16 protein-coding genes are annotated in these 15,037 nt (G+C 72.5%); 7 read left to right on the forward strand and 9 right to left on the reverse strand.

All coding sequences use genetic code 11. The features are described from left to right. Window positions 1-174: 174 nt before the first annotated feature. Complete coding sequence (locus V7Q31_RS04355; RefSeq protein ID WP_333832452.1) at window positions 175-891, forward strand: M48 family metalloprotease; 717 nt, start codon at window positions 175-177, stop codon at window positions 889-891. Here the strand turns inward: V7Q31_RS04355 and V7Q31_RS04360 are convergent, their stop codons facing one another. The 3 genes from V7Q31_RS04360 to V7Q31_RS04370 are packed head-to-tail and all read right to left on the reverse strand — an operon-like array spanning window position 892 to window position 3,022. After that, entirely contained in the window at window positions 892-1,425 is a 534-nt protein-coding gene (locus tag V7Q31_RS04360) for an RSP_2648 family PIN domain-containing protein (protein ID WP_333832453.1), read from the reverse strand. It abuts the gene before it with no gap. Then, the gene (locus V7Q31_RS04365; RefSeq protein ID WP_333832454.1) at window positions 1,422-2,648 is read right to left on the reverse strand and encodes an RSP_2647 family RNA methyltransferase; all 1,227 of its coding nucleotides are present in this window, start codon (window positions 2,646-2,648) and stop codon (window positions 1,422-1,424) included. Before V7Q31_RS04365 ends, V7Q31_RS04360 begins: the two co-directional genes overlap by 4 nt. Before the next feature lie 59 nt (window positions 2,649-2,707). Then, complete coding sequence (locus tag V7Q31_RS04370; protein ID WP_333832455.1) at window positions 2,708-3,022, reverse strand: hypothetical protein; 315 nt, start codon at window positions 3,020-3,022, stop codon at window positions 2,708-2,710. Window positions 3,023-3,145: 123 nt separating this feature from the next. Between V7Q31_RS04370 and V7Q31_RS04375 the strand changes: the two genes are divergently transcribed. From V7Q31_RS04375 to V7Q31_RS04390, 4 genes are all read left to right on the forward strand, one after another. Then, window positions 3,146-3,370 (forward strand): hypothetical protein, encoded by a 225-nt coding sequence (locus V7Q31_RS04375; RefSeq protein ID WP_333832456.1) that lies wholly within the window; start codon window positions 3,146-3,148, stop codon window positions 3,368-3,370. 78 nt (window positions 3,371-3,448) lie between these two features. Beyond that, a complete protein-coding gene (ccmI, locus tag V7Q31_RS04380; protein ID WP_333832457.1) occupies window positions 3,449-5,134 on the forward strand; it encodes a c-type cytochrome biogenesis protein CcmI in 1,686 nt (561 codons plus the stop codon). Window positions 5,135-5,136: 2 nt separating this feature from the next. Then, the gene (gene ruvX / locus V7Q31_RS04385; protein WP_333832468.1) at window positions 5,137-5,628 is read left to right on the forward strand and encodes a Holliday junction resolvase RuvX; all 492 of its coding nucleotides are present in this window, start codon (window positions 5,137-5,139) and stop codon (window positions 5,626-5,628) included. Next, window positions 5,625-5,855: a DUF1289 domain-containing protein gene (locus tag V7Q31_RS04390; protein WP_333832458.1), complete on the forward strand. Its 231-nt coding sequence runs from the start codon at window positions 5,625-5,627 to the stop codon at window positions 5,853-5,855. The genes ruvX and V7Q31_RS04390 overlap by 4 nt, the downstream gene beginning before the upstream one ends. A 7-nt stretch (window positions 5,856-5,862) precedes the next feature. On the opposite strand, the gene dnaE is transcribed toward V7Q31_RS04390, so the two are convergent. Further along, window positions 5,863-9,297, reverse strand: a complete 3,435-nt coding sequence (dnaE, locus tag V7Q31_RS04395; protein WP_333832459.1) for a DNA polymerase III subunit alpha — start codon at window positions 9,295-9,297, stop codon at window positions 5,863-5,865. Window positions 9,298-9,330: 33 nt separating this feature from the next. Further along, window positions 9,331-9,693, reverse strand: coding sequence for a SnoaL-like domain-containing protein (locus V7Q31_RS04400; RefSeq protein ID WP_333832460.1), 363 nt, complete (start codon window positions 9,691-9,693; stop codon window positions 9,331-9,333). 112 nt (window positions 9,694-9,805) lie between these two features. On the opposite strand from V7Q31_RS04400, the gene V7Q31_RS04405 reads away from it, so the two are divergent. Beyond that, window positions 9,806-10,264, forward strand: a complete 459-nt coding sequence (locus tag V7Q31_RS04405) for a hypothetical protein (protein WP_333832461.1) — start codon at window positions 9,806-9,808, stop codon at window positions 10,262-10,264. 42 nt (window positions 10,265-10,306) lie between these two features. Next, window positions 10,307-11,257: an agmatinase gene (speB, locus tag V7Q31_RS04410; protein ID WP_333832462.1), complete on the forward strand. Its 951-nt coding sequence runs from the start codon at window positions 10,307-10,309 to the stop codon at window positions 11,255-11,257. 21 nt (window positions 11,258-11,278) lie between these two features. Here the strand turns inward: speB and V7Q31_RS04415 are convergent, their stop codons facing one another. From V7Q31_RS04415 to V7Q31_RS04430, 4 genes are all read right to left on the reverse strand, one after another. Then, entirely contained in the window at window positions 11,279-11,965 is a 687-nt protein-coding gene (locus tag V7Q31_RS04415; RefSeq protein ID WP_333832463.1) for a fumarylacetoacetate hydrolase family protein, read from the reverse strand. 25 nt (window positions 11,966-11,990) lie between these two features. Continuing rightward, window positions 11,991-13,181 carry a CaiB/BaiF CoA transferase family protein gene (locus tag V7Q31_RS04420; RefSeq protein WP_333832464.1) on the reverse strand — a complete coding sequence of 397 codons (1,191 nt, stop codon included), beginning with the start codon at window positions 13,179-13,181 and terminating at the stop codon, window positions 11,991-11,993. Then, window positions 13,178-13,948 (reverse strand): enoyl-CoA hydratase, encoded by a 771-nt coding sequence (locus tag V7Q31_RS04425; protein ID WP_333832465.1) that lies wholly within the window; start codon window positions 13,946-13,948, stop codon window positions 13,178-13,180. Before V7Q31_RS04425 ends, V7Q31_RS04420 begins: the two co-directional genes overlap by 4 nt. A gap of 4 nt (window positions 13,949-13,952) precedes the next feature. Then, on the reverse strand, window positions 13,953-15,037 hold a 1,085-nt coding region (locus V7Q31_RS04430; RefSeq protein ID WP_333832466.1), incomplete at its 5' end, for a TRAP transporter large permease.

The raw sequence follows: 15,037 nt of genomic DNA on the forward strand, positions 1-15,037 counted from the left end.
AACCCCTTGTCTGCGAAACACTCCCGCGGTTGCGGCGAAACTGTCCCCAGATTTCTCGCTTCCGGCGCCCCGCGCTGGCGCGCCCGCGCCGCCATTGTTTCGCCCAGAGCGCGAATCGAGATCGGCGCGGAGCCCGGTCATCGGCGCTCGCAGCGCCCCTCGACGCGGGCCGCCGTGACGCCTACCTGCCTGCGCATGGTCCAGTTCCTGATCGTCCTCGCCGGCGTCGCCATCCTCGCGCTCGCCAACTACCAGATCGGCCTCTCGCGGCTGCGGCGCACGCTGCGCGAGAAGGCGCGCCCGCTCGACGACCCGAAGCTCCAGGCGGCGGTGGCGCGCCTCGCTCAGGCCGCCGAAGTCCCCGACCTGCGCGCCGAGCTGTTCGAAATGCCCGTCGTGAACGGTCTCGCGACGCCGGACGGGCGCGTCTATCTCACCACGGCGCTCTTCGACAAATACCGCTTCGGCCTGCTGACGGTCGAGGAGGTCGCGAGCGTCGTCGCGCATGAGTTGGGCCATGTCGGGCTCGGCCACCACCAGCGCCGGCTGATCGACTGGACCGGCCAGAGCGTCGCGGCGCTCGCGCTGGGCGTGCTGCTCAACCGCTTCGTGCCGATCCTCGGCTTCTATGTCGCGAATTTCCTCGCCGGCCTGCTGATGGCGCGGCTGTCGCGGCGCGACGAGTTCGAGGCCGACCGCTATGCGACGGCGCTGATGCTGAAGGCGGGCTTCGGCCACCGCCCGCAGATCGAGATGTTCCGCAAGCTGGAGCGGATGGTCCCCGGCCCGAAACCCGCCGCGTGGCTCGCCAGCCACCCGCCGGTCGCCGAGCGCATCGCCGCCATCGAGGCCAATGTCGCGGCCTGGAGCGTCGAGCCGGGCGCCGCCTGATCAGCCCGCGCCCCGCCGCGCCTTGGCGAGCCGCGGCAGGCCCGCGGCCTTCAGCGCGCGCGCGAAATCGAGATCAGGGGCCGCCGCCGCCATCTCGTCGAGCACGGCGTCGAGCGCGCCGCCCGGCGTCCATTCCGCGCGCAGGAAGGCGTCGGGGTGCAGCCGCGCGAGGCGCCGCGCCCCGAGCGCGCGCAACGGAAAGTCGCGGATGTTCAGGGTCACGATCCCGTCCGCCCCGCCCGCCACCGCCGCCGCGAGCACATGCGCGTCGCCGGGATCGGGCAGGCGCTCCGGCGTCTGCACCGCCTCCCAGCCGGTCGCCTCGGCCTGCGGAAACCGCGCCCGCATCCGCGCGGCGACCGCCTCGGCCTCCATCGCCGCCGCCGGCCCCTGCTTGCGCTCGGCGGCCCGCCGCCATTCCTCGAGGATGCGCGCCGACCACAGCGGCGCGAAGCCCCCGGCCTCGGCGTAGCCCAGCAGCGCCCCGCGCATCAGCCGCGGATAGAGCGCGCAGGCGTCGAGCAGCAGCCTCACCCGTCGAGCCGCCAGAACAGCGCCTTGAGATAGCCCGTCTCCGGCAGCGCCAGATGGATCGGATGATCCGGCCCCGCGCCGCCGGAATGGATCAGCGCGCCGCGCCGCCCCGCAGCGGCGATCCCGCGCGCGCAGGCCGCGCCGAAGCTCTCCGCGTCCGCGGCATGGCTGCACGAGCACAGGCAGAGGAACCCGCCCTGCCGCACCAGCCGCGCCGCCAGACGCGCGGTCTTTTCATAGGCGCGCAGGCCAGCCTCCAGCGCCGCCCTGTTGGGCGCGAAGGCGGGCGGGTCGCAGATGACGAGGTCGAAGGAGGCGCCCTCCTCCCCCAGCGCCCGCAGCGTCTCGAAGGCCTGGCCCTGCCGCGTCGCGAAGCGGTCCGCGACGCCCATGCGCGCGGCGCCGGCGCGGGCGAGTTCCAGCGCAGGGGCGGAGCTGTCCACCGCCAGCGCCGATGCGGCGCCGCCCGCCAGCGCCGCCAGCGCGAAGCCGCCGACATGGCTGAACACGTCCAGCGCGTCCGCGCCCTTGGCGAGCCGCGCGGCGAAGGCGTGGTTGGGCCGCTGGTCGTAGAACAGGCCGGTCTTCTGCCCGCCGATGAGATCGGCGAGATAGATCGCCCCATTCATCCGCACCTCGACCGGCCCGTCGAGCGCCCCGCGCGCGAGCCGCGTCTCGCCTTCGAGCCCCTCGAGCGCCCGCGCGCGCGAGGCGGCGTTGACGACGACCACCCGCGGCGCCGCGACGGCGTCGAGCGCCTCCAGCAGGTCCGGGAGCAGCCGGTCGATCCAGGCGGCGTTCGGCTGGACGGCGAGCACGTCGCCGAAACGGTCGATCACGAGGCCCGGCAAGCCGTCGCCTTCGGCGTGGACGAGCCGGTAGAAGGGCGCGTCGTGCAGGCGCGCGCGCAGGGCGAGCGCGGCGCGCAGCTTCGCCGCGAGCCATGCCGCGTCGATCGACGCCCCGGGATCGGGGTCGAGCAGGCGCGCGGCGATGGTCGAATTCGGGTTGAAGGCGGCGGCGCCGAGCGGGACGCGGTCGGCGCTCTCCAGCGCGACGATCTCGCCGGGCGCGCGGGCCTTCGTCCGCCGGTCCATCGCGATCTCGTCGGCGTAGGCCCAGGGCGCGCCCTGGCCGAGGCGGCGCCCGCTCTTGGGCTTCAGCCGCACGACCGGGCGCGCCTCGACCGGCGGGGCGTCGGCGGGAGGTATGGCGTCGGTCATCATGCGAACTCCTCGGTTCGCCTGTGATAACCGGCGCCGCCGCCCGGCGAAAGCCGCGCTCAGGCGCTGCGGCGGGGCGCCGACCACCGACGCAGACGCAGGGCGACGCTGCGCCCGGCGCTTGCGAGCGCGTCCGTCGCGACGCCGAACGCCGCCGCCAGGGCCTGCGCACGCAGGCGGTGCGCCTGTGCGAGCAGCCGCTGCTGTTCAGCGAAGCTCGGCGTGGTGAAGCCCCCGTCCCGAAGGCGCGTCTGGGGTTCTGTCCGTTCCATCGTCGTCGTCCTCTCGCGTCGCGGCGGATCGCCGCATCTTTCGGACAACATGTGGCGCCGCATCGCAACATGCGGAACCCGGTATCGGCGCAGCGCCGTCATGCGCGCGCCGCAAGGCTCCGGTCGAGCATGCGATGTCAGATCTTCCTTCTTTGTTCTTTTTTCGTTGACGCGCTCGCCCCAAGGCGGAATGATGAGAACAGAACATGGACAAGGGAGTCGCCGATGACCTGCGAGGACTTCTGGACGCCGGCGCATGTCGCCGCAGCGCGCATCGCCGCCCGCGCCGCCGAAGCTGCGCTGCGGCGCGGGCTGCACCCCGAACGCGACCCGTTCGCGCTGTCGGCGCGCGAACTTGCCGACGATCCGGCGACCGCCCGACGACGCGAGGCCTTTCGCAGCGCACATGCGCGGGCGACGGCGCTGGCGGACGAGGCGGCGGCGGCCTGACGCGGCGCCGCGCGCGTTGCGCAGGCGCGCGCTGCGGCCTAGGTAGCGGAGCGATCAGGGATCGTTGGAGCGCGCCTCATGTCTTTCGCCGTCGTCGCCCTCGCCGCTGCGCTGCTGGTCGCGCTCTGGGTCGCGCGTCCTCTGGCGCTCGCGCGCCGCACCGCGAAGGTCCGCGCGGCGCATGACGAGCAGGTGTTCCGCGACCAGCTCGCCGAAATCGCGCGCGACCGCGAGCGGGGTCTGCTGAGCGCCGAAGACGCCGAGGGCGCGCGCATCGAGATCTCGCGCCGTCTGCTCGCCGCCGCCGCGGAGCGCGCCGCCACGCCCGACCATCAGCCGGCCCCGCGACTCGCGTCCTACGGGCTTGCGGCGGCGCTGCTCGTCGCCGCCCCGCTCGGCGGGTGGACGCTCTACGGCGCGCTCGGCGCTCCCGGTCTTCCCGATCAGCCGGCGGGCGCCGCGCAGGCCCGTCCGGGGCAGCAGGCCGCCGAGGCTGAACTCGCCCGACGCTTCGGCGCCCCGCCGGCGCCAGAGGGCTCCGACGAATTCGCGGCGAGCGTCGCGCAACTGGAGGCGCGGCTCGCCGGCCCCGACGCCGATCCGGAAGGTCTGCGCCTGCTCGCGCAGTCGCAGGCGCGCCTCGGTCGTCACGACGCGGCGTGGCGCAGTTGGGAGCGGCTGATCGACGGCGCGGCGGACGACGCGACGGCCGCGATGTTCAGCGCCAAGGCCGAGTCGATGATCCTCGCCGCGCAAGGCTACGTCTCGCCCGAGGCCGAGGACGCCCTGACGCAGGCTTTGCGCCGGGCGCCGGCGGACCCGGTCGCGCGGTTCTACATGGGCGCGGCGCTGGCGCAGACGTCGCAGACGCGCGCCGCCTTCGACATGTGGACCGGGCTGATCGCCGACAGCCCGGAAGGCGCGCCCTGGGTCGCGGCGACCCGCGCGCAGATCGAGGACCTCGCCCGCCGCCTCGGCCGTCCGATCCCGCCGATCCCGGCGCCGCGCGCGCCGACCGACGCCGAACTGCAGGCGATGACCGCCGACATGATCTCGCAGATCGAGCGCGCCGTCGAAGCTCAGGGCGCGCCGGCGGGCGAATGGCTGCAGCTCGTCCTCGCCTATGATCTGCTCGGCCAGCCCGACCTCGCCGAGACCGCGCTGACGCGCGCGCGCAGCGCGCTCGCGCCCCGCCCGGCGCAGAGCCGCCTCTTCGACGCCGCCCTCGCCGAAGCCCCGAGGGCGGCGGGGCCTGCGCCGCTGCGCGCGGCGATCGACTCGCTGGGCGCGACCGTCGCGGCGAGGCCCGACGCCGCAGCCGTCTGGTTGCGCCTCGTCGCGACCCATGCGGCGCTCGGCCGGTTCGACGCCGCCCGCGACGCGGCCTTCGCCGCGCGGGACGCGATGGCCGGCGCCCCGGAGGCGCTCGCCGATTTCAGCGTCGCCATCGGCGGCCCGCTCGACGTCCCGAGCGCGGCCGGTCCCGGCCCTGACGCGGACGCCATGGCCGCCGCCGCCGAGATGACGCCCGAGGAGCGCGCCGAGATGGTGCGCGGCATGGTCGAGGGCCTGCGCGAACGCCTCTTCGCGGATGGCGGCGCGCCCGAAGACTGGGCGCGGCTCATCCAGGCCTATGGCGTGATCGGCGACGCCGACGCCGCGACCGAGGCGTTCCGGCGCGCCCGCGACGCCTTCGCCGACGACCCGCTGACCGTATCGGCGCTTGCGGAGCGCGCCGTTCTGGCGGGCGCGAGCATCGAGTGACGCTGTTCGGCGAGGATGTCCTGGCCCTCGACGCGGCGACGCCGGCGGGCGCGTCGCTGATCGGCGTCGATCTGGGAACCCGCACCATCGGGCTCGCCGTGTCGGATGCGCGGCGCTGCATCGCGTCGCCCTTGCTGACGCTGGCGCGCGGCAAGTTCACCGCCGACGTCGCCCGGATGGCCGAGATCGCGCAGGCGCGCGGGGCCGCCGGCTATGTCGTCGGACTCCCGCGCAACATGGACGGTTCCGAAGGGCCGCGCGCCCAGGCGAGCCGCGCCTTCGCCCGGCGGCTCGCGCAGGTGCTCGACGTTCCCGTCGCGCTCTGGGACGAACGCCTGTCCACCTGCGCCGTCGAGCGCACGCTCATCGCCGCCGACGCGTCGCGCAAACGCCGCGCCGAACTCGTGGACAAGATGGCCGCCGCTTATATCTTGCAAGGCGCGCTCGACCGGATCGGCTGGGCGGCGCGGGCGAAGGACGACGAACGCGGATGAGCGCATCGAGCGAAGGCGGCGCGGCGATCGAGTCGCCCTGCGTGAACATCTGCGTGATCCATCCCGGCGCCGGCCTGTGCGTCGGCTGCCTGCGCACCGGCGACGAGATCGCCCGTTGGGGTGCGATGTCGCCGCAGGCGCGCCGCGCTCTGATGGCGGCCCTACCCGCCCGCGCCGCCCTGCTCGACGCCGCGGGACCGCCGCCGCCGCCCCGCAGCCGCGGCTGAACGCGCGTCAGAACTCCTCGACATGCAGGACGCCCGGCGCAGCCCGCAGCGCGCCGCGCATTTCGGGCGTCAGCGTCCACTCGCCGGGCAGCGCCAGAGCGATCTCGGCCGCCAGCGCAGGCTCCCCGAACACGATCTCGACGGGTCCGCCGCGCCGTTTTCCCGGCTGCGCCCGCGCGTCGTCGAGGCGCGCGCGCAGCGCCTCCAGCGCGGCGACGTCGGCGACATGCACCCGCAGCCCGGCCGTCGCCGCATCGGCCGCCACGTCCTCGACCGCCGCCACGCCCTTGCACAACAGCTTCAGCTGGTCGCCGTCGCTCTCCGCCTCGACCGTCAGCACCACATTGCGCCCCGGCTCCAGCAGGGCGCGCGCCTGCGCCAGCGTTTCGGCGAACACCGTCACCTCGTAGAGCGCGCCGGGATCGGACAGCTCGACGAAGGCGTAGCGCGCGCCGCGCGCGGATTTCCGCTCCTGCCGCTTCATCACCGAGCCGGCGATGCGCGCGGCCCCGCCGCGCCGCCGCGCCAGATCGGCGTAAAGCTCGACCCGCTTGCGCCGCAACGCCCCCATCCACGCGTCGAGCGGGTGGCCCGACAGATAGAAGCCGACCGCGGCATGCTCCTCGCGCAGCCGCTCCGTGGGCGTCCATGGATCGGGCTGGGCCAGGCGCGGCGCCGGCAGCTCCGCCCCGCCGCCGAACAGCGAGGACTGGCCGGACCCCGCCTCCGCGCGCAGCGCGGTCGAATGCGCGATCATACGGTCGGCGTTCTCGACGACGCGGCGGCGGTCGGGGTCGAGCGCGTCGAATGCGCCCGCGCGCGCCAGCATCTCCAGCGCCCGCTTGCCGATGCGCCGCAGTTCGACCCGCCGGGCGAACTCGAACAGGTCCGCGAACGGCCCGCCCTCCGCCCGCGCCTGCTCGACGAGCCGCATCGCCTCCGGCCCCACCCCCTTGAGCGCGCCGAGCGCGTAGAGGATGCGCCCTTCGCGCACGGCGAAGAGCGCCGAGGACCGGTTGACGCAGGGCGGCGCGATCTCGATGCCGAGCCGCGCCGCCTCGCGCCGATAGACCGCGAGCTTGTCGGTCAGGTGAAGGTCGCAGTTCATGACCGCCGCCATGAACTCGACCGGATGATTGGCCTTGAGCCACGCCGTCTGGTAGCTGACCACCGCATAGGCGGCCGCGTGGCTCTTGTTGAAACCGTAGTTGGCGAACTTGTTCAGAAGTTCAAAGACTTCCTCGGCTTTCTTCGCGTCGACCCCGTTGCCCGCCGCGCCGTCGAGGAACAATGGGCGCTGCGCGTCCATCTCGGCCTGGACCTTCTTGCCCATGGCGCGCCGAAGCAGATCGGCGCCGCCGAGGCTGTAGCCCGCCATCCGGCGGGCGATCTCCATCACCTGCTCCTGATAGACGATGATGCCCTGGGTCTCGTCGAGGATCGGGTCGATCAGCGGGTGGATCGAGGCGCGTTTCTCGCGTCCGTTCTTGACGTTGCAGAATTTCGGGATGTTCTCCATCGGGCCGGGGCGGTAGAGCGCCACCAGCGCCACGATGTCCTCGATGCAGGTCGGCTGGAGCTGGCGCAGCGCGTCGCGCATGCCCGAACTCTCCACCTGGAAGACCGCGACCGTGTCGGCACGGCCGTAGAGCGCGTAGGTCGCCGGGTCGTCGAGCGGGATGCGGTCGATGTCGACCTCGACGCCGCGCGCGTTCAGCAGGTCGAGCGCGTTGCGGATCACCGTCAGGGTCTTCAGCCCGAGGAAGTCGAACTTCACCAGCCCCGCCTGCTCGACCCACTTCATGTTGAACTGGGTCGCCGGCATCTCCGCGCGCGGGTCGCGGTAGAGGGCGACCAATTCCTGCAAGGGCCGGTCGCCGATCACCACGCCGGCGGCATGGGTGGAGGCGTTGCGCAGCAGACCCTCGACCTGCTCGGCGATGTCGAGCAACTCGCCCACGGCGGGCTCCTGCGCGGCGGCCTCCGCGAGCCGCGGCTCCTCCGTGCGCGCGCGCTTCACCGAGACCGGCTTGACGCCTTCGACCGGGATCATCTTGGCGAGCCGGTCGACCTGGCCGTAGGGCATCTGCAGCACGCGCCCCACATCGCGCACCGCGGCCTTGGAGAGCATCGCGCCGAAAGTGATGATCTGCGCGACGCGGTCGGCCCCGTAGCGGCGCTGGACGTAGCCGATCACCTCCTCGCGCCGGTCCATGCAGAAATCGATGTCGAAATCCGGCATCGACACGCGGTCCGGGTTCAGAAACCGCTCGAATAGAAGGCCGTAACGCAATGGATCGAGATCGGTGATCGTCAGCGCCCACGCCACCAGCGATCCCGCGCCCGAGCCGCGCCCCGGCCCGACCGGAATGCCCTGCGCCTTCGCCCATTTGATGAAGTCGGCGACGATCAGGAAATAGCCGTCGAAGCCCATCTGCGCGATCACGCCCAGTTCGTAGTCGAGCCGCGCGACATAAGTCTCGACCGGCGCCGACGGCGGATGCGCGGCGAGGCGCGCCGCGAGCCCTTCGGCGGCCTGGCGGCGCAGCTCCTCCACTTCGTTCTCGGCGAAGCGCGGCAGGATCGGGGCGCGGGTGCGCGGGCGGAAGGCGCAGCGGCGCGCGATCTCGACCGTGCGCTCCAGCGCCTCGGGCAGGTCGGCGAAGCGTTCGGCCATGGCGGAGGCCGGCTTGAACCAGTGCTCCGGCGTCAGGCGGCGACGGTCGGGTTGCGAGACGTAGGCGCCCTCGCCGATGCAGAGGAAGGCGTCATGGGCGGCGAAGAACTCCGGCTTCGGGAAATGCGCGTCGTTGGTCGCGACGAGCGGCAGGTCGCGGGCGTAGGCGGCGGCGACGAACCAGGGTTCGGTCGTCTCCTCGGCGTCGTCGCGCAGGCGCGGGGCGGTCCCGTGGCGCTGAATCTCGACATAGAGGCGGTCGCGGAAGGTCGCGGCGAGCCGGTCGAGCAGCGCGTCGGCGGCGTCGGCGCGGCCCGCGCGCACGAGGCGGCCGAGCGGGCCGTCGGCGCCGCCGCTCATGCAGATCAGCCCCTCCGCATGGGCGGCGAGCGCGTCGAGGCCCACGCAGCGCATCCCCTCGCCTGCGTCGAGAAAGGCCTGAGACGACAGCGCCATGAGGTTGAGATACCCCGCTTCGGTCTGCGCCAGCAGCGCGATCTCGGCGGGCGGCGGCGGGCGCTCGCCGGGGCGGTCGGGTTCGGCGTAGGCCAGCGCGAGCGAACAGCCGACGATGGGCTGCACGCCGGCCTTGGCCAGCGTCTCCGAGAACTCCAGCGCGCCGAACAGCGCGTTGGCGTCGGTCAGCGCGACGGCGGGGGTTCCCGCCTCCGCGCAGAGGGCGGGCGCCGCCTTGAGCGGGATGGCCCCCTGCGCGACCGAATAGACCGAGCGCATGCGCAGATGGACGAAGGCGGGCTCGGTCATGAGGGAGACTCCGGCGGCGGGACGCGCCGCGCTTCACGCGGTGGAGTAGAAGAATCGCTCCTCGACGATCTTCCCGTCGCGCACCGTATACAAGCCGATCTCGTCCATCTGCATGCGCGCGCCGCCCTTCGGCGTCACATCCATCCAGAAGCGCAGCGCGAACTGGTCGCCATGCGGCCACGGCCCGTCGACCCGCGTGCCGTGCACCTCGTGGTTCTCCGCCCACCATTCGCCCTTGGCGCGCACCGCCGCGGCGCCCTCGGCCCGACCGAACCCGTCGCCCTGCGCCGCCTCGAGGCTGACGACGTCCGGCGCCCAGAAGCGGTCTCCCGCCTCCTCGTGCTTGCCTTCTGCGCAGAGCGCGGCGAACGCCTGCGCAACCTCCCATGTCGTCACGGCGAGCCCTCCCGAGTTCGGAAATGTTCTTGTTTTGATCATGCCTGATTCGCCCTCCCCGCGCAATGCTGGCGGCTTGCGAAAACCGCGCGCCCGCGCGAAGCTGCGCGCCATGGGCTACGCGGCGGTGATGGATCAGGGCGTCTACGATCTGGTGGAGCGCGCCAACACGGCGCGCACCGGGGGCATGGCCGACGCCGACGCGCTCGCGGCCGAGGCGGTCTGCCGCGACGTGTTCGGTTCGGAGACCCGCGTCGCCGTCTATGGCGCGCTCGCGCCCGGCGAAGCCAAGCATTACATGCTCGTGCCGATCCGCGGCGTCTGGACGCCGGGCTTCGTGCGGGGGCGACTCGAGGGCGGGCCGTTCTCCGCCGTGCTCGGCATGAAGGGCATCCGGCTGGAGGGCGGCGCCGAGCGCGTGCCCGTCCATGTGCTGCAATCGGCGATGCTCGGCGGCATGTGGAGCACGCTCGACATCTTCAAGGCCGGCGGCTTCGCCCGGCTGCTCACCCCGGTCGAGAACAGCGACGGCGTCTCGGCGGTGGCCAACATCTTCGCCCTCACCGACTGACCCCTCCTCCGACGCCGCCGATCCTTCCCGGAGCCTTCCCGCATGACCGACGCCGAACGCCTCGACTTCGCCGATCCGATGCAGCGCCCCCGCTTCACCGGGCTCGCCACCTTCTTCCGCCTTCCTTACGTCGAGGCGGTCGAGGGCGCAGGGCTGGAGATCGGCGTCTGCGGCGTCCCCTTCGACGGCGGCGTGACCAACCGCCCCGGCGCGCGCCACGGCCCGCGCGAAGTGCGCAACCAGTCGAGCCTGATCCGGCGCGTCAATCAGGCGACAGGCGCCGCGCCCTTCGCCGCCGCCCGCATCGCCGATGTCGGCGACGCCTGGGTGCGCCGGCCCTACGAACTCGAAGCCGCCCATGCCGAGATCGAGGCCTTCTTCGCCCGGCTGCACGGCGCCGGAATCCGCCCGCTCTCCTGCGGCGGCGACCATTCGATGAGCCTGCCGATCCTGCGCGCCATCGCCCGCGAGCGCCCGCTGGGAATGATCCACATCGACGCCCATTGCGACACGGGCGACAATTACATGGGCTCGCGCTTCCATCACGGCGCGCCCTTCAAGGTCGCGGTCGACGAGGGCCTGCTCGACCCCAAGCGCGTCGCGCAGATCGGCATCCGCGGCTCGCTCTACGACCGCGAGATGTGGAAGTTCAGCACGGACAGCGGCATGCGCGTGATGCTGATCGAGGAGGTCGAAGCGCGCGGCTGGCGCGCCTGCATGGAGGAGGCGCTGGCGCTCGTCGGCGACGATCCGATCTACGTCTCCTTCGACATCGACAGCCTCGACCCCGCCTTCGCGCCCGGCACCGGCACGCCCGAGGCGGGCGGGCTGACCATGCGCGAGGCGCAGGGCATGGTGCGGATGCTCGCGGGCAGGCGGATCGCGGGGGCCGACATGGTGGAGGTCTCGCCGCCCTTCGACATGGGCGGGATCACGGCGATCAACGGCGCGACGATCATGTTCGAGCTGCTCTGCGTCATGGCGCAGGGCTGAGGCGCAGGGCTGGGGCGCCGCTCAGACCACCTCGACCCGCAGCGCGCCGACGCCCTCCACCGCCCCCTCCAGCACGTCGCCGCGCGCGACCGGGCCGACGCCCGCGGGCGTGCCGGTCAGGATCACGTCTCCAGCGGCGAGGCGGAAGAAGCGCGACAGTTCCGCGATGATCTCGGGCGTCTTCCAGATCATCTGGTCGAGGTCGCCCTGCTGGCGCAGTTCGCCGTTCACGTGAAGGGTCACCGCGCCCCGCTCCGGATGCCCGACCGCCTCGGCGGAGATCAGCGGCGAGACGGGCGCGGAGCCCTCGAACGCCTTCCCCACTTCCCAGGGTCTCCCGAGCTTCTTCGCCTCGCCCTGCAAGTCGCGCCGGGTCATGTCGAGCGCGACGCCGTAGCCCCAGACATGGGCGAGCGCGTCCCGCGCCGCGATGTCCCGCCCGCCGGAGCGCAGGGCGACGGCGAGTTCGATCTCGTGATGCACGTCGGCGGTCATCGGCGGATAGGCGAAGCGGCCTGACGGGTCGAGGTCGTCGGGGTTCTTCTGGAAGAAGAAGGGCGGCTCGCGGTCGGGGTCGTGGCCCATCTCGACGGCGTGGGCGGCGTAGTTGCGGCCGACGCAATAGACCCGGCGCACCGGGAACAGCGCCGCAGAGCCGACCACCGGCAGGGCGACGCGCGGAGACGGGGAGACGACGAACTCGGTCATGCGGGCGCTCCGGACAAGGCGCGACTCACGACGCGCGCCAGTCCGCGAGCATGGCGTCCACTTCCGCCGCGTCCAGCCCCGCCTCGATCAGCACGTCGCGCGTCTCCTGTCCGAGCACCGGCGCGGGCCGCGTCACGGCGCCGGGCGTGGCCGAGAACTTGACCGGCAGGCCAATGGTCTCCACGGGCCCCGCGACCGGGTGGTCGAGCGCCACGACCATCTCGCGCGCGCGTGTCTGGGGGTCTGCGTGCATCTGGCGGATGTCGAGCACCGGCCCCGCCGGCACGCCGCCCGCCTCGCAGGCCGCGAGCCATTCCGCAGTCGGGCGCGTGCGGAAATGCGGCGTCAGCGCCGCCTCGAGCGCGTCGAGATGCGCCATGCGGTCGGCGTTCGCCTTGAAGCGCGGATCGGCGAGCAACTCGCCCGCGTCGAGAATGGCGCACAGCCGCTCCCAGTTGCGCTGGTTGGCGGCGCCCACGGTGATCCAGCCGTCCGCCGTCTGGAACGCCTGATAGGGCGCGTTGAGCGGATGGGCCGAGCCCATCGGCCCCGGCGCCCGCCCGGTCGCGAAGGCGATGGCCGACTGCCAGTAGGTCTGCGTGATCGCCGCCTCGAAGAGCGACGTGTCCACCCGCTGCCCCTCGCCAGACTTGAGCCGGTGGACATAGGCCGCGAGCGCCCCCATCGCGGCCAGTATCCCTGCGGTGATGTCGGAGACCGGCGCGCCGACTTTCACCGGCGGGCGGCCATGCCCCTCGCCGGTGATCGACATCAGCCCCGACATGCCTTGCGCGATCAGGTCGAAGCCGCCGCGCGCCGCATAGGGCCCGGTCCGCCCGAAGCCCGACACCTCCACATAGACGAGCCCGGGATTGCGCTTGCGCAGCGTCTCGTAGCCGAGGCCGAGCTTCTCCATCGTCCCCTGACGGTAGTTCTCGATCAGGATGTCGGCCCCGTCGATCAGCCGCCCCAGCGCCTCGCGCCCGCGCGGATCCTTCAGGTCGAGCATCACGCCGCGCTTGTTGCGGTTCATCATCATGAAGGCGGCGCTCTCGCCGTTCACCTTCGGCGGGACCATCCGGCGCGTGTCGTCGCCCTCGGGTTTCTCGACCTTGATCACCTCGGCGCCCATGTCGGCGAGCATCAGCCCGCAGACCGGCCCCGCCATGATGTGCGCGAGTTCGATCACACGCGCGCCTGCGAGCGGCCCGCTCATCGCCCGCTCCAGTTCGGCGCGCGCTTGCCGAGAAACGCCTCCATGCCCTCGCGGAAATCCTGCGACATGTAGCACAGCGCGACGAGGTCGTGATCGTCCACCGCGCCGGCGCCCTCGGCCAGCCGCCGCATCGCCTCCTTGGTGGCGCGCAGCGTCAGCGGCGCATGGCCGGCGATCTGGGCGGCGATCTCCTCGGCGCGGGCGAGCGGATCGGCTGCGATCTCGCTGACGAGGCCGATCGACAGCGCCTCCTCCGCACCGAGCAGACGCGCGGTGAAGATCATCTCCTTCACCCGCCCCGGCCCCATCAGCGCCGACAGCCGCCGCAGATTGGCCGCCGACAGGCAGTTGCCCAGCGTGCGCGCGATGGGGAAGCCGAATTTCAGCGCCCCGTCCGACACGCGGATGTCGCAGCAGGCGGCGATCCCCGCCCCGCCCCCGGTGCAGGCGCCGGTGATCGCGGCGATCACCGGAACAGGGCAGCGCTCCACCGCGCTCAGCACCGCGTCCATCTTCGCCTCATAGGCCCAGGCGTCCTCGGGCGTCGCGAAGGCGCGGAACTGGGTCATGTCGGTGCCCGCCGCGAAGGCCTTGCCGCCCGCGCCCGACACGATCACCGCCCGCACCGGACCGCCGGGCGCGACGCCCGCGCAGGCGTCGCGCAACCCCTCATACATTGCGAAGGTCAGCGCGTTGCGCGCCTGCGGACGGTTGAAACTCACCCGCAGGACGCCCCCCGCCTCAGTTACGATCAGATCCTCGCTCATGGCCTCACCGGTAGAAATATTCGACGAGGAACATCGGCACCGCCTCGACGTAAGTCGACAGGAGCAGCACGAACAGCAGCACCGCGATGAAGGGCAGGTTGACCTTCGACGTCTCCCAGATGTTGGCCTTGGCGATGGAGCACGCGGTGATCAGCACGCTGGCCACGGGCGGCGTCTGCTGGCCGATGGCGAGGTTGAGCGTCACGATCAGCCCGAAATGCACCGGGTCGATGCCGACCGTCTCGATCAGCGGGATCACGATGGGCACGACGAGGATGATCGCCGCCGCCGAATGCAGGAAGAACCCGATGATCAGGAAGAACACGTTCAGGATCAGCAGGATCAGCCATTTCGAGTCGGTCAGCGAGGTCAGCGCCACCGCCAGCTCCTGCGGCACTTGCGTGCGGGTGAGAAAGCCCCCCATCAGCACCGAGGCCGCCACCAGCAGCATCACCACCGCCGTCTGCATCGCCCCGTCGAGCAGCGCGACGCGGAACGCCTTGAAGTCGGTCTCGCGATACCACAGCCCGACGAGGATCGAGGCGAGCACGGCCAGCCCCGCCGCTTCCGTCGCCGTCACCCAGCCGCCGAAGATGCCGCCGAGGATGATCACCGGCAGCGCGAAGGTCGGCAGAGCCTCCACGAAGGTCGCGCGCACGCGGCGCAGGTTGAACGCCTCCTCGACCGGCAGGTCGTAGCGCACGGCGAAGGCGTAGGCGACCGCCATCAGCCCCGCCGCCCCGATCAGGCCGGGGACGACGCCCGCGACGAACAGCTGCTCGATCGAGGCGCCCGCCGACACGCCGTAGAGGATCATCGGGATCGACGGCGGGATGATGATCGCGAGCGAGGCCGAGGAGGAGGTGATCGCCGCCGAGAAGGGCGCGGAGTAGCCGCGCTTCTTCATCTCGGGGATCATCACCGTGCCCATCGCGGCGACGTCCGCCACCGCCGAGCCCGAGATCTCGGCGAAGAACAGCGACACGCCGACATTGACCATCGCAAGGCCGCCGCGCACGAAGCCGATCAGGGCAGAGACGAACTCGATCAGCCGGCGCGTGATGCCGGCGGCGTTCATGATCGCCCCCG

It is taken from the genome of Rubrimonas sp., from assembly GCF_036788415.1.
Classification (GTDB): Bacteria; Pseudomonadota; Alphaproteobacteria; order Rhodobacterales; family Rhodobacteraceae; genus Rubrimonas.

Bases quoted from the DNA above. Each gene is read 5' to 3' on its own strand.
- V7Q31_RS04365 (WP_333832454.1), bottom strand. From the start codon at position 2,648: ATGACCGACGCCATACCTCCCGCCGACGCCCCGCCGGTCGAGGCGCGC.
- V7Q31_RS04370 (WP_333832455.1), bottom strand. From the start codon at position 3,022: ATGACGGCGCTGCGCCGATACCGGGTTCCGCATGTTGCGATGCGGCGC.
- V7Q31_RS04375 (WP_333832456.1), top strand. From the start codon at position 3,146: ATGACCTGCGAGGACTTCTGGACGCCGGCGCATGTCGCCGCAGCGCGC.
- ccmI (WP_333832457.1), top strand. From the start codon at position 3,449: ATGTCTTTCGCCGTCGTCGCCCTCGCCGCTGCGCTGCTGGTCGCGCTC.
- V7Q31_RS04390 (WP_333832458.1), top strand. From the start codon at position 5,625: ATGAGCGCATCGAGCGAAGGCGGCGCGGCGATCGAGTCGCCCTGCGTG.
- dnaE (WP_333832459.1), bottom strand. From the start codon at position 9,297: ATGACCGAGCCCGCCTTCGTCCATCTGCGCATGCGCTCGGTCTATTCG.
- V7Q31_RS04405 (WP_333832461.1), top strand. From the start codon at position 9,806: ATGGGCTACGCGGCGGTGATGGATCAGGGCGTCTACGATCTGGTGGAG.
- speB (WP_333832462.1), top strand. From the start codon at position 10,307: ATGACCGACGCCGAACGCCTCGACTTCGCCGATCCGATGCAGCGCCCC.
- V7Q31_RS04415 (WP_333832463.1), bottom strand. From the start codon at position 11,965: ATGACCGAGTTCGTCGTCTCCCCGTCTCCGCGCGTCGCCCTGCCGGTG.
- V7Q31_RS04420 (WP_333832464.1), bottom strand. From the start codon at position 13,181: ATGAGCGGGCCGCTCGCAGGCGCGCGTGTGATCGAACTCGCGCACATC.
- V7Q31_RS04425 (WP_333832465.1), bottom strand. From the start codon at position 13,948: ATGAGCGAGGATCTGATCGTAACTGAGGCGGGGGGCGTCCTGCGGGTG.